Consider the following 13782-nt stretch of genomic DNA (forward strand, 5'->3'; position numbering starts at 1 on the left):
ATTGAATCAGCCATCTCACGTTTAGACCTGCCCCCGACAGAGACATTGTGACCCCAATTTACCAATTTATTTGACCACAATTTCTTTCACAATTTCTTTCGACCCCAATTTCTTTCTTACTTGCCCACAAGTGCATTGAAAGTCTTGAACACCATCTCGAAACGGTCGAGGGTTGCATTGACCGCTGCTGTATCTGTATCCAGGACGGTCGGGTTTTCCAAGAGCCAGCGCGACGCTCCGAAGTGATCGAAATCGGCCACTGATGCCGGCATCAGCTTGAATAGGGCCTCCGCCTTCTTGACGATGCGCGGGGTTGTCGCCGCCGCCATCAAAGTTTCCTTCGTCACCGCATTGGCTGCTGGCGGCTTGTAGGCCCCATTGAGCATCTCGACGAACAGGTCGGCGTCGAACAAGTCCTCGACATCAGACTCGGCTTGGTTCGTGAAGTCCGCACAGGTATAGAAATGCCCGGCCTTCAGAATGTCGGCCTTCTTCAAATTCTCGATCTTGGTCTTATCGCCATTGGCAATATCGGAGAGCACAGCCACATTGATTCGGTTGCCGCCGAAGAGCCTCACGAATGGGGCGATCTTGTCGATGCCGCCCGATGGACACAGCGTCCACTTCGGATCAAACCCAACGCGTCGGCGCTTGGTCAACGCCTGCGACAGAACACTCAGATAGAGGATGTCCGAGGGGCCTTCAACCAGCCAAGTGTTGGCGCCGATGAATAGCGACTGGGTCACTTCGTAGCCCAACGCGCCTTGGAGTGGGAAGAGCGTGTCGTCGTTGACTTCAAGCACGTCGGATCGAACCTTCGTCCCCCTGACATCGGAACGCTTGCCCGGCTTCTCGATGACCACGTCCTCCACGATGCGGACATCGGCAAGGCGATCCATCGGAACCATGAAGGGCGAATGCGTGGTGAAGATGACCTGATGATCCGGCAGCAGCCGCTCGACGATGTAGCGCAGCAAGTCGCCTTGGGCCTTACCATGCAGGGTCAAGCCGGGCTCGTCCAACAAGATGACCGCATTGCCATTGCCCGGCGTCTTCTTGAGCTGCTTGAACTGAGCCAGAAACGAGAAGAACCAAACAAAGCCTGCGCTGCGTTCGGACAAGGGCAGCGTCGCCTTGTGGTTGGTGTTTTTGATTCGGATATCGGCCACCATGCCGGTGTCGAACGGGGCCGGGTCTTTGGGCTTGGCATTATCGATCTCGATGACCACTTCCAATGCATTGTTCTGGCTCCAGAACTGGAAGATTTCCTCTGTGATCTCGTTGCTTGCAGCCTCGCACTTGGCCTTCAACTCCTCGCGGCGATCCACATTCTTCAAGTCCTCCAGAGTGGTGCCCGCGTATTCGAGGAAATCGAGAAAGATTTTGTCGCCGACTGAGACCCTGTCGTTCTGCTTGTCCAGTTGGAGCTTTTCAATCGAGACCATCCCGGACATACGCTCGAAGTGAGACGTGAAGAAAAACTTCGGTTGGCGCGCGGCAAGTACGGCGATAACGCCCTTGGTGAAACTCGACCCCTTGCTCTTCTTGATGTCCTGCAAGAGAGCCTCTTGCTTTGCTGAGCGTTCGGCAAGCCCCGTCAGCGCCTTGTCTGCCGATGGTCCGTCATGAACCCCATGCAAGACGTTGCGCTCCGTCGCGTCGAGAGCATGTCTGCTGACAAAATTTCCCAGTGCTTTGGCTTGATCGATTTCGATAGTCCAAAGGCACACATCGTCGTCATACCGGAACCCGAATTCGGACTGGAACACGTCGCCATTCAACACCCCTGCTCCGAAGCGCTTCTCGACTGCAGCCTTGTCCTCCTCTTCGAGCCGCCACCATGTCCGAATCACTTCGGCCGTGCCATCAGGATGCCGCTCGTCGAACCGGGTCGAAAACCGTCGCGGGTAGTCGATGACTTCGTCGAACTCGAACGGTTGCGAAGGCTTGAGTCCGCGCATAGCGCTCAGCAAAGCGGTCTTGCCCGCCTCGTTCTTGCCGACAAGGCATGTGAGCTCACCGATCTCAAATTCCCCGCTGTCCTCCACGGACCGGTAGTTTTGAACGCGAACTTTGATTAGCCTCATGATTTATCTATCTCCCGTGTTGAAGAAATTGGGTCGATTTAATCTTTTTTACTTTTATCGCACTCTATCAAAGCATAAGCCGAATGATTATGTATTGATTCAAAATTCTCCGACTCAACCACATAGGCCTCAATACGCTCGTCACGATTAAGCGTTGCTGCGACATCGCGCACCATATCTTCAACGAATTTGGGATTATCGTAAGCTCGTTCAGTGACAAATTTCTCATCTGGACGCTTAAGTAAGCCATACAGCTCGCAAGACGCCTGCTCCTCGGCATAACGCACCACCTCCTCTATCCATACGGAACGGCTGGTACTTACCGTAATAGTCACGTGTGAACGTTGATTGTGCGCGCCTCGCTCAGATATTTTTTTCGAGCACGGACACAGGCTGGTTACCGGCACTACTACCTTCATGGTAAAGCGGTATTGCCCATTATTAATTTCGCCCATAAAGGTAACGTCGTAGTCCAACAAGCTCTGCACGCCAGAGATCGGGGCAGTCTTATTGATAAAATAAGGGAAGCTCATTTCAATGTAGCCAGACTGAGCCTCTAATTTCTCAACCATCTCACGTAGAATACTTTCAAAGGACTCTACGGAAATCTCCCGCCCATGATGGTTGAGTATCTCAACAAAACGCGACATGTGCGTGCCTTTGAAGTTATGCGGCAAGTGCACATACATATTAAAAGTGGCAACGGTATGCTGCACCCCCGCGTTTTTATCTTTAACTTGCACTGGATGACGAATACTCTTGATGCCGACTTTGTTAATCGCCAAGTGGCGCGTATCGGCCATATTTTGTACATCAGGAATAAGGATAGCCTGGGGAGAGTTCATATTTGCGCAGTGTAATAGCTAGAGAGATACAAGAATTCGGATAAATTTAATTACATTAATATAGTCTGTAGCGTTATCAGACTACCTTACTAACGAGGTTACTCGCTACCAAAATAGGTAGGTTAACTCAGCTTGGATGCAGACGGAAAGTCGTTTAACCGCATTAAGCTAAACGCACATAAGTCAAAACATTAAGATAATGGACAAAAATTCAATATGACGGACATAACGGTCTAACCTTGCGGATTCCCCCGGAAGCCCAGGGGATTTCCTCATAAAATCACCTTTTAACTCGGTTGCTTCACTACACGTAAGTAAGGTTTAACTGTTTTCCAACCGTCTGGGAACATTGTCTTTGCATCATCATCAGATACCGACGGTACGATAATTACGTCATCGCCATTTTTCCAATTGACAGGAGTCGCGACTTTAGATCTGGCGGTTAACTGCATGGAATCCAGAACACGTAGGATCTCATCAAAATTTCGACCTGTGGACATCGGGTAGGTAAGTGTCAATTTAATCTTTTTGTCTGGACCAATAATAAAAACTGAGCGAACAGTTGCATTCGTAGCAGCAGTACGACCCTCGGATGTACCCGTTTCTGAAGCTGGTAACATGTTATAAAGCTTCGCTACAGCTAAGTCTTCATCTCCGATCATAGGGTAATTAACAGCATAACCTTGTGTTTCTTGAATATCTTTTGCCCATTTTGCATGGTTATCTACTGGATCGACGCTTAATCCAATTATTTTGCAGTTTCGTTTTTTAAATTCCGGCTCCAATTTTGCCATGTACCCTAATTCAGTTGTACATACTGGCGTAAAATCTTTTGGATGAGAAAATAATATTGCCCAGCCGTTGCCAATCCACTCATGAAAATTAATGGTACCTTGAGTTGTAGGGGCAGTAAAATTTGGTGCTTCATCATTAATCCGTAGTGACATGGTCTATCCTCCGTTTATATTGAAATTATGTCTTAACACCTTTTACTACTACATATTGATTACACTGTTATTTTTTGCAATCAAATATATTTTTATGACTGTTTACTTTTCAAAAGTATACTTCAAAAGTAAATTTAATAATTCGTTGATCTGATTTATATATTTGTCGAGACCATAAGCTAACTTAAGAATAGCTTTATCAACCATAAATTCATTAGCAATACAACACGTTAATTTATAAAGACATTTTTTGACGAATTGAGGCAACAATACCTGCTGCGTCCAAGCCGCATGTAGCCAACATTTTTCCTGTCTCTCCTTGCTCCAAAAAACTATCTGGCAATCCAAGTTGGAGCAGCGCATTGGTCATACCGTGTTGTTGCAAACACTCCGCCACCGCGCTACCCGCTCCGCCTTGGATAGTGTTCTCTTCTATAGTGACAAGCAAAGCATGCTCACGTCCCAAATGCAGCACCAACTCTGTATCCAGAGGCTTCACAAAGCGCATGTTGGCAACCGTAGCATTGAGTGAGTTCGCAGCGTCAAGAGCTGGGACCAGCATAGAACCAAAAGACAAAATTGCTACACCTGAACCCTTACGACGCACTTCACCCTTACCTAAAGGCAGCGCTTGCATTTCCTTACGTAATGCAATACCCGGTCCATAGCCCCGCGGATAACGCACAGCCGTCGGACTATCCAGCTGAAACGCAGTGTATAATAGCTGACGGCACTCGTTCTCGTCAGAAGGAACCATTACTGTCATGTTGGGAATGCAGCGCAAAAAACTCAGATCAAAACTACCCGCATGCGTAGCGCCATCAGCACCGACCAGCCCGGCACGATCTATCGCCAGCAGCACCGGCAGATTTTGAATCGCGATATCGTGTATCAGTTGGTCGTAAGCACGTTGCAAAAAAGTAGAATAAATCGCCACGACCGGCTTATAACCTTCACATGCAAGCCCGGCGGCGAAGGTCAGGGCATGCTGCTCGGCAATACCTACGTCAAAATAACGTTGTGGAAATTTTTTTGAAAATTCAACCAGGCCGGAACCCTCGCACATGGCAGGGGTAATACCTACTAAACGCTTATCCTGCTCTGCCATATCGCACAACCATTCGCCAAAGACCTGGGTGTAGGTAGGCTTGCTGGCTTGCCCTTCAATATTTCTCTGGGCAGATTTGGTAACGATGCCTTGCTCTGGATCAAACTTGCCCACGCCATGATAGAGCAGGCAATCTTCCTCTGCGTGAGTGTAGCCTTTGCCTTTTTGCGTAACAACATGCAGGAATTGCGGCCCGTTGAGCTGACGTATGTTTCCAAGAGTTGTGACTAAGGTATCGAGATCGTGCCCATCAATAGGACCGATGTAATTGAAACCAAATTCTTCAAACAACGTACCCGGTGTAACCATGCCCTTGACATGCTCTTCAGCACGCTTAGCAAATTCAAGTACTGGCGGCATACCTTTCAGCATTTTTTCACTACCACGTCGCATGGCAGAATAAAAACGTCCTGACATCAACTTGGCAAAATAATTATTAAGCGCACCTACTGGCCTCGAGATGGACATGTCATTGTCATTGAGGATCACCAACAGGTTAGTATTCATCGCACCGGCATTGTTAAGTGCCTCAAATGCCATGCCACCGCTCATCGCGCCATCACCAATGATAGCCACCGCACAGCGATCGCTTCCATCAATTTTCGCCGCCACCGACATTCCTAGAGCTGCGCTGATCGATGTGCTGGAATGAGCGGTACCGAAGGCATCGTAGACACTTTCAGCGCGATTAGGGAAACCTGAAATACCACCTGCCATGCGCAGGGTTTTCATTGCTTCGCGGCGTTCCGTAAGTATCTTGTGTGCGTAGGTTTGGTGACCCACATCCCACACCAGCCTGTCATACGGTGTATTAAAAACGTAGTGCAATGCAATGGTTAACTCTATCGTACCGAGATTGGAAGATAGGTGACCACCCGTCTTACTCACAGATTCCACCAAGAACTGGCGCAATTCGTCCGCCAGTTGTGGCAATTGCTTGCGATCCAACTGACGCAAAACTTCCGGGGTATTGATGGTATTGAGCAGCGAAACCATCAAAACTTTCTTAATAAAATAAAATTAGCCATCTCACGTAAGCGACGTGCTGGCTCGCCGAACTCCGCCAGAGCTTCCAACGCTTCGCTATGCAATTCCGCCGCCATCTGTTTAGCTGCCTGTACGCCAAGCAGCGTGACATAAGTAGGCTTGTCTTGTTTGGCATCCTTACCTGCGGTTTTGCCTAAAGTGACAGTGTCCGCCTCACTATCGAGTACATCGTCCACCACCTGAAAAGCCAATCCGACGCATTTGCCGTAGCGATCAAGTCTAGCCAGTTCCCCCTCCCCTAGCGCAGACCCACACTGTGCACCGAGTAAAACAGCAGCACGAATCAACGCACCCGTTTTATGAATATGCATAAATTCAAGTTCCGGCACACTCAGTTGGTTGCCCACACTCGCTAAATCAATCGCTTGTCCGCCCGCCATGCCACGCGACCCGGATGCTGTAGCCAATAGCTTGATCATAGCCAATTGTTGCACGGCATCACTACTGAGTTGATGCTCGGTCAGCAACTGAAACGCCAAACTTTGTAAACTGTCACCGACCAGCAGCGCAGTGGCATCATCATACTCAACATGACAGGTGGGTTTACCTCGTCGAAGCACATCGTTATCCATGCATGGCATGTCGTCGTGTACTAATGAATAAGCGTGAATCAGTTCGACAGCAGCAGCGACTATGCTGACACGCATGCTGTCCGCCCCGACCAAATCACCCGCAGCAAAAGCCAACAGCGGGCGCACACGCTTACCCCCATCCAATACACTATAGCGCATGGCTGCGTGAAGACGCTGCGGAGCAATATCCGATTGTGGCAACAACTGTTGTAACTGATCCTCGAAACGACTCTGATGGGAACTCGCCCAAATTTGAAAATCAATGCCAAGCATCTTAGGTCTATTCATCTTCTCGCTTGGCAAAATCACTCGCACTAGCAGGATTGGTAGAAAAATTTTGTAGCGTGCCTTCTTCCAGAATACGCACCTGCTGCTGCGCATCCTCCAAACGGCCTCGGCAAATCTGTAACAGCTCAGCACCGCGCCGATAAGCTGACAGCGAGTCTTCCAACGACAGCTTGCCTACCTCCATGTCAGCGACTACCTGTTCCAGTTCGGCCAGTGCTACCTCAAAGCTGGGGGTTTTTTGGGATTTTACTGCCATGTATATACATTCCATTTGCTAAAGTTGCGGCGTATTTTACCTTAACCTGAATCTTATGGTCTTCCGTCGCGAAATGCTTTGAGTCAGCGGCCAATATTTTTTCAATATTGTCATATTAAACCTGTTCATTCTCTCGAGTCATATCCATTCCTGATTAACCACAAAACTCAGCAGGCTCATCTAGTAAGCCTGCTGATCTTGTATGCCATCACCACGCGCCATAATTACGACTGCTGCAAGTGTCAAGTTCACTGCTCTTAAAGATCCAGTTCAATGCTCAGCTTATTTTCGTTCTTTAAGTAAGTCACGAATTTCCGTAAGGAGCACCTCTTCATTTGAAATTTTTGGCAGCTCTGCCGGTTTCTCTTCCGATTCCCTCTTTAATGAATTTATACCTTTTATTGCCACAAATATTGCAAAAGCAATAATCGCAAAATCAATCATTGACTGGATGAACTTCCCGTAGCTGATCACAACAGCTGGTGCTCCCCCTCTGGCCTCCTGTACGGTGAAGGCCAAACTGGAAAAATCAACTCCGCCTAAGAGAACTCCAATTGGAGGCATAATTATATCGCCAACAAAAGACGAGACAATTTTACCAAATGCAGCTCCAATAATAATACCTACGGCCATATCAATAACATTACCCTTGACAGCAAACTCCTTGAATTCTTTCATCATGCCCATGATATTTCTCCTTCATATTAAGGTGATTGAATATATTACCATTGTGACTTAAAGCTCAATTCCCATCAGCATTACCATGGATACCTCCGTTTCTTGGATCTAGCTGCCCTTAAACAAGCCTCCAAACTCATCTGGCTAATGGGTCCACGGTTTAAGTTTAACATCCAACGAAAACAATTGGGCACAACGAGAGGGGAGGGAAAACCAGTTCCTAAGCCGTAGTAATTAAACGTAGACGTAACGGATACTACACGGCTTTGTCGCGCGACTGCCGAGTCAGAACTGCAACTATATAACATGGGGATGTGAAGAAAATGAAGCGGTGGAGTTGGAATACCACCGCGAAAGCAATTTAGTTCAACGTACGTTTAGTCAGTATTGAGTATGAACATAACTTTTTCTTAAGGTCATCAAGCATTAACACGGCGCTTAAATTCGCCAGTACGTGTATCAATTTCAATTTGATCACCAATTTCACAAAATGCAGCCACCTGTAACTCAATACCAGAACCAATTTTGGCAGGTTTCATCACTTTGCCAGAGGTATCGCCACGCGCTGCCGGTTCGGTGTAGATAATTTCGCGTACGACAGTATTGGGCAGATCAACCGAAATGGCTTTATCGTTGTAAAAAACCATCTCGCAGGCCATACCATCTTCAAGATAGTTAAGCGATTCACCCAAATTTTCTTTTTCCACTTCATACTGATTGTAATCAGCATCCATAAACACATACATAGGGTCAGCAAAGTAGGAATAAGTAGCATCCTTTCGATCAAGTAAAACTATTTCAAATTTGTCGTCTGCCCTGTAGATTGCCTCACTCGGCGAGTCTGTTAACAAATTTTTGAATTTCATTTTAACTACCGAACCATTACGGCCAGAGCGGGTATATTCCGCCTTTAACACCACCATGGGGTCGCTACCGATCATGACGACGTTACCTGCGCGCAGTTCTTGTGCTATTTTCATGTCTGCTTACCTTAAATCTGATTTACATTCTAAGCTGCGCATTCTATCAATTTTTTGAACAAAATTCAGCAAATTCAAAACAAGGCTATTGCCGGATAAATGTTGCGACCATTCGCGCGCGTGCCTCTGCAATAGCGCTATGTGCTTCCAGTATTCGTTCCACGCGGGCTTTAAGCTTGTCGAGGCCACTTGGCCTTCACTTTGTCCGATGTTCCATCTTTGCCACAAGCTATACAATGCTCGTGTTGCGTCTAGTTGCAGTCCAGAACAATACAACTCCATAAAAGCGCTCAATTTTTTTAAATGTACCTTATCCTGTTGAGGATAGATGTGCCAAACAAATGGCTTGCCTGCCCATTGCGCGCGTACGCAGGAATCTTCCCCTCGCACAAAGTTAATATCACAGGCCCACAACAGTTCGTCGTAACGCTCTTGTGCGATAAATGGCAATACGCGGATTTCCAAATTACCGTACTGCAATATATCACCCGCTACAACATGTTCCGTCCCAAAAAAGGCTGCTACCTGCGGCAACACACAATCTTCCGGCACTAAACACAGTATTGGAATATTGGCCTTCGCCCAAGTAGAGAATAATTCTGACAGCGCGATGTTTTCATAACAGAATAACGACACACGCACTTCATCAGGTTTAGGCAATGGCACGCCCAGTGCTCGCCAAAATGCAGCCTGCGTGTGCAACTCACTCTGAAATGCATCACGTCGTGCGATGAGATCTCGCTCCAGCAGCAAACCACCCGTTTGCAGGGTGAATCCCGGGAAAAAGAAATATTTAGTGATGGGCAAAGAAGGATTTGGTGATGGCAGACAATGACACCCAGCCACCCATTCTTCCGCGCTGAGGTATTCCAAGTTAACCCAAATCGATTTGCACTCCTGCGCCACCATCGCTGCTACGTAGCATTCGGGTAGTACACATGCGAACGCTTCAATTACCAGTTGCGCCGGTTCTACCTTTGAAAAAGTAAGCTCCAAAAAAGTTGAACTCCAGTGCCAGATTTCCACGCCAAGACAATGCTGTATTGGCATATCTGGAGAGATTGCCGGGTGTAACCTGCGAAAGCTCAACAAATCGTCCACCCATAATCGCACTGTCATATCATGCTCATGCACCAGTTGTTTAGCCAGCCGCCAACACACACCAATGTCACCGAAATTATCTATCACGGCGCAAAAGATATCGCAAGTAATCGGTTTATTCATTCCATTCGTAATGTGCATTTAAAATCATTTTTATTTTCTAAATAAAAAAGCCCCATACCAGGGGCTTTTTTATTGCACTATTTTGTAGTGCACTATGTTTTCAATTTTTACTCTGAAACAGGAACTCCAGGCTCTGGCACAATAAGAGCCTTCATACTCAAGCGCAAGCGTCCTTTCTCATCAGCCTCCAGCACTTTGACTTTTACAATCTGACCTTCTTTCAGAACATCCGACACAACGTTAATCCGCTCATTTGAAATTTGCGAGATGTGAAGCAAACCATCTTTCCCAGGCATGATATTCACAATCGCACCAAAATCCAACAGTTTAACAACCGGGCCTTCATAAATTTTGCCTACCTCAACTTCCGCTACAATATCCTCGATACGTTTTTTTGCTAACATTCCACCTTCACCGCTAATACTGGCAATAGTTACGTTACCTTCATCGTCGATATCGATAGTGGTACCCGTTTCCTCAGTTAACGCGCGTATCACAGCACCGCCCTTGCCAATCACATCACGAATTTTCTCCGGGTTGATCTTGATTTTAATCATGCGTGGCGCATGTGCCGACACCTCTTCACGTACCGTAGGCATAGCCTGTTTCATGATACCAAGAATATGCAAGCGCCCTTCGCGCGCTTGACTCAACGCAACTTGCATAATTTCACTCGTTATTCCGTTGATCTTGATGTCCATTTGCAGTGCAGTAATACCCTGTTCTGACCCCGCCACCTTGAAATCCATGTCACCCAGATAATCTTCGTCGCCAAGAATGTCGGTCAGTACAGCAAAACGATTACCTTCTTTAATCAAACCCATGGCAATACCTGCCACATGAGTCTTGACTGGCACACCGGCATCCATCATAGCCAAACAGCCGCCACATACTGAGGCCATTGAACTGGATCCATTCGACTCAGTGATTTCAGAAACCACGCGAATGGAATATCCGAACTCTTCCTCACTCGGCAACGTTGCGACTAGAGCACGCTTTGCCAAACGACCATGACCAATTTCACGTCGCTTTGGTGTGCCGACACGACCCGTTTCGCCGGTGGAATATGGGGGGAAATTATAATGAAGCATGAAGCGATCCGAATATTCACCTTGCAACGCATCGATTTTCTGCGCATCGCGCGCAGTGCCTAGGGTGGCCACCACTAGTGCCTGCGTTTCACCACGGGTAAACAGGGCTGAACCATGCGTGCGTGGTAATACGCCAGTGCGTATGGTAATTGGACGCACGGTACGTGTGTCACGCCCGTCGATCCGAGGTTCACCGCTTAGTATCTGGCTGCGCACAATTTTAGATTCCAGTGTTTGGAACAGATCATTAAAATGATTTTTTGGCACTGAACCATTTTCCGATGCAGACACGGCTTCCAGAACTTGCGTACGAATCGCGTCCACCTGATTGGTGCGCGCCTGTTTCTCGCGTACGGCATAAGCTTGCTGTAAGCTATTTTCAGCTAGTTCGGTAATTTTTGAGCTCAACACAATGTCATGAACAGGCGGATTCCAATCCCAATCCGGTGCACCAACTGCATCCGCCATTTCGATAATTGCCTGAATCACCGCTTGCATTTGCTGGTGGCCAAACATGACCGCGCCCAACATGATGTCTTCAGGTAATTCTTGTGCTTCTGACTCCACCATCAAAACCGCCTGTTCCGTACCAGCAACTACTAGATCCATCTTGGATAGAGTAAGCTGCTCTGCAGTCGGGTTGAGTACATATTCACCGTTAAGATAGCCGACACGCGCCGCGCCTATAGGGCCATCAAACGGAATTCCAGACAACGCCAAGGCCGCAGAGGCACCAATCATGGCAGGAATATCAGAATCAATCTGATTATCGGAAGATATCACCGTAGCAACGATTTGCACTTCATTATAAAAACCTTCCGGAAACAGCGGGCGTAATGGACGATCGATTAAACGAGACGTCAAGACTTCCTTTTCGCTAGGACGTCCTTCACGTCGAAAGAAACCGCCTGGAATCTTGCCTGCAGCATAGGTACGTTCCTGATAATCCACAGTCAAAGGGAAAAAGTCTTGATCCGGTTTAGCATCTTTTCTGCCTACCACGGTAACCAGCACAACCGTATCATCCAGACTGACAACGACTGCTCCACTAGCCTGACGTGCGATTTCCCCGGTTTCTAAGGTGAGTTGATGATTGCCATACGCTAATGTTTTCTTGTAGTGACTCAAAGTACGCCTCTCTGTGCATAACGTGGCGCAAATGCGCCATGGAGTAAAGCCATAATTGGGATAAAATCGCCCAAAACAACGTGGGTCGCATCTGCGACCCACTTAATATATATTACTTGCGTAATTCCAAACGCTGAATCAATGCACGGTAGCTGCCCTCATTCTTGCCCTTAAGATAATCCAAGAGCTTGCGGCGACGACTCACCAATCGCAACAGGCCACGACGAGAATGGTGATCCTTTATGTGTTCCTTAAAATGACCAGTCAAGTAGTTAATACGAGCAGTCATCAGTGCAACCTGTACTTCTGGTGAGCCAGTATCACCTTTAATTCGTTGGTAATCAGTCACAATTTGCGCTTTTTGCGCTGCCGTAATAGACATAATATTCACACTCCACTAAATAAAAAAGTGCCGCATTTTACTCTCGAATGCGGCGGTTACTCAAGTCTATTCGGACAAGAACGATTTATTTTCTCAAGCATCTCTATCAGAAATACCTTTAATAGAGCCGCAACCTAATTCTATGCAAGCGGCGCTTTTAGCCACGCTGGACAACAATCTTACTGGGGTCAGTCGCTGTTCCATAAGATCGGCTACTCCAATGAAGGACCCTGCTCCGTATAGTCGAACTTTGCCGTCCAGCAATGCTGCTTCAATGACAAGCCGCTGCCCCTGAGCAATACGGGTCACCTGCACCGCATCCAGATCAAGTACCGGCAGATCCTGCAGCAAACTATCTAGCGGTAACATGTATGCCTCTCGTTCTAGCATGCTTACCGACTCCATCTGCGCCAAATTATGCGCACTTTCAAGACCGAATCGGCCAATCGCTGTACGCCGTAATCCTTGTAGGTGCGCACCACACCCCAAAGCCAACCCAATATCCTCGGCCAGCGTGCGCACGTATGTGCCCTTACTGCAACGCACTGTAATCTCCATCTCGTCACCAGCGAAGCGCTCCAATATCAGCTCGTGAATGATCACACTACGGCTCGCCCGTATTACAGTTTCGCCCTTGCGAATGTACTCATACAGTGGTTTTCCCTGATGTTTGATGGCGCTATGCATAGGCGGCATCTGCTGAATTTCACCGATAAAACTGCGTAACACCGCGCATACCTGTGCTTGATCCAACTCTACAGCATAGGTATTGGTAATTTCGCCCTCGGCATCACCTGTGGTAGTGGTTTGACCAAGCCGAATCAATGCACAATAAGTTTTGTCCGCCTCCAGCAATGAGCTAGTAAACTTAGTAGCCTCGCCAAAACAAACAGGTAACAGGCCAGTCGCCAAGGGATCCAGCGTACCAGTATGCCCCGCCTTTTCTGCCTCAAACAGGCGGCGTACCTTTTGCAAAGCGATATTAGAACTGAGTCCTAGCGGCTTGTCGAACAACAAAACGCCGTCCAATGAACGCATTATGCGGGTCATATTATCTTCTCGAAATGTCCTTCGCTACCTCCTTGTCAGGAGGGTGGTCGATTTCGCCCTCCTTTGACAAGCCGCTCAAAGGAGCTTCGGAAGAGCTAC

12 protein-coding genes are annotated in these 13782 nt (G+C 47.7%); all 12 read right to left on the reverse strand.

Annotation, left to right across the window (positions count from 1 at the left end; all coding sequences use genetic code 11):
• Positions 1–116: 116 nt before the first annotated feature.
• Entirely contained in the window at positions 117–2087 is a 1971-nt protein-coding gene (locus tag W01_RS05870; RefSeq protein ID WP_173052904.1) for an ATP-dependent nuclease, read from the reverse strand.
• 38 nt (positions 2088–2125) lie between these two features.
• On the reverse strand, positions 2126–2932 hold the full coding sequence (folE2, locus tag W01_RS05875; protein ID WP_173052905.1) for a GTP cyclohydrolase FolE2: 807 nt from the start codon (positions 2930–2932) through the stop codon (positions 2126–2128).
• Positions 2933–3219: 287 nt separating this feature from the next.
• Positions 3220–3879 (reverse strand): peroxiredoxin, encoded by a 660-nt coding sequence (locus W01_RS05880; protein WP_173052907.1) that lies wholly within the window; start codon positions 3877–3879, stop codon positions 3220–3222.
• Positions 3880–4114: 235 nt separating this feature from the next.
• Positions 4115–5983, reverse strand: coding sequence for a 1-deoxy-D-xylulose-5-phosphate synthase (dxs, locus tag W01_RS05885; protein WP_173052909.1), 1869 nt, complete (start codon positions 5981–5983; stop codon positions 4115–4117).
• A complete protein-coding gene (locus W01_RS05890; RefSeq protein WP_242007054.1) occupies positions 5983–6894 on the reverse strand; it encodes a polyprenyl synthetase family protein in 912 nt (303 codons plus the stop codon). The genes dxs and W01_RS05890 overlap by 1 nt, the downstream gene beginning before the upstream one ends.
• Entirely contained in the window at positions 6887–7150 is a 264-nt protein-coding gene (locus W01_RS05895; RefSeq protein WP_242007055.1) for an exodeoxyribonuclease VII small subunit, read from the reverse strand. Before W01_RS05895 ends, W01_RS05890 begins: the two co-directional genes overlap by 8 nt.
• Positions 7151–7432: 282 nt before the next feature.
• The gene (gene mscL, locus W01_RS05900; RefSeq protein WP_206752335.1) at positions 7433–7837 is read right to left on the reverse strand and encodes a large-conductance mechanosensitive channel protein MscL; all 405 of its coding nucleotides are present in this window, start codon (positions 7835–7837) and stop codon (positions 7433–7435) included.
• A gap of 410 nt (positions 7838–8247) precedes the next feature.
• The gene (gene efp, locus W01_RS05905) at positions 8248–8808 is read right to left on the reverse strand and encodes an elongation factor P (protein WP_173052913.1); all 561 of its coding nucleotides are present in this window, start codon (positions 8806–8808) and stop codon (positions 8248–8250) included.
• 6 nt (positions 8809–8814) lie between these two features.
• Positions 8815–10050 (reverse strand): elongation factor P maturation arginine rhamnosyltransferase EarP, encoded by a 1236-nt coding sequence (gene earP / locus W01_RS05910; protein WP_242007056.1) that lies wholly within the window; start codon positions 10048–10050, stop codon positions 8815–8817.
• Positions 10051–10139: 89 nt separating this feature from the next.
• Entirely contained in the window at positions 10140–12251 is a 2112-nt protein-coding gene (gene pnp / locus W01_RS05915; RefSeq protein WP_173052915.1) for a polyribonucleotide nucleotidyltransferase, read from the reverse strand.
• A 112-nt stretch (positions 12252–12363) separates the two neighbouring features.
• Positions 12364–12633 carry a 30S ribosomal protein S15 gene (gene rpsO, locus W01_RS05920; RefSeq protein WP_173052917.1) on the reverse strand — a complete coding sequence of 90 codons (270 nt, stop codon included), beginning with the start codon at positions 12631–12633 and terminating at the stop codon, positions 12364–12366.
• A gap of 93 nt (positions 12634–12726) precedes the next feature.
• Complete coding sequence (truB, locus tag W01_RS05925) at positions 12727–13683, reverse strand: tRNA pseudouridine(55) synthase TruB (RefSeq protein ID WP_173052919.1); 957 nt, start codon at positions 13681–13683, stop codon at positions 12727–12729.
• Positions 13684–13782 lie beyond the last annotated feature (99 nt).

It is taken from the genome of Candidatus Nitrotoga sp. AM1P (assembly GCF_013168275.1).
Classification (GTDB): Bacteria; Pseudomonadota; Gammaproteobacteria; order Burkholderiales; family Gallionellaceae; genus Nitrotoga.

Excerpts from the sequence above, each read along its gene's own strand:
- W01_RS05870 (WP_173052904.1), bottom strand. The coding sequence starts at position 2,087 with ATGAGGCTAATCAAAGTTCGCGTTCAAAACTACCGGTCCGTGGAGGAC.
- folE2 (WP_173052905.1), bottom strand. The coding sequence starts at position 2,932 with ATGAACTCTCCCCAGGCTATCCTTATTCCTGATGTACAAAATATGGCC.
- W01_RS05880 (WP_173052907.1), bottom strand. The coding sequence starts at position 3,879 with ATGTCACTACGGATTAATGATGAAGCACCAAATTTTACTGCCCCTACA.
- dxs (WP_173052909.1), bottom strand. The coding sequence starts at position 5,983 with ATGGTTTCGCTGCTCAATACCATCAATACCCCGGAAGTTTTGCGTCAG.
- W01_RS05890 (WP_242007054.1), bottom strand. The coding sequence starts at position 6,894 with ATGAATAGACCTAAGATGCTTGGCATTGATTTTCAAATTTGGGCGAGT.
- W01_RS05895 (WP_242007055.1), bottom strand. The coding sequence starts at position 7,150 with ATGGCAGTAAAATCCCAAAAAACCCCCAGCTTTGAGGTAGCACTGGCC.
- mscL (WP_206752335.1), bottom strand. The coding sequence starts at position 7,837 with ATGGGCATGATGAAAGAATTCAAGGAGTTTGCTGTCAAGGGTAATGTT.
- efp (WP_173052913.1), bottom strand. The coding sequence starts at position 8,808 with ATGAAAATAGCACAAGAACTGCGCGCAGGTAACGTCGTCATGATCGGT.
- earP (WP_242007056.1), bottom strand. The coding sequence starts at position 10,050 with ATGCACATTACGAATGGAATGAATAAACCGATTACTTGCGATATCTTT.
- rpsO (WP_173052917.1), bottom strand. The coding sequence starts at position 12,633 with ATGTCTATTACGGCAGCGCAAAAAGCGCAAATTGTGACTGATTACCAA.
- truB (WP_173052919.1), bottom strand. The coding sequence starts at position 13,683 with ATGACCCGCATAATGCGTTCATTGGACGGCGTTTTGTTGTTCGACAAG.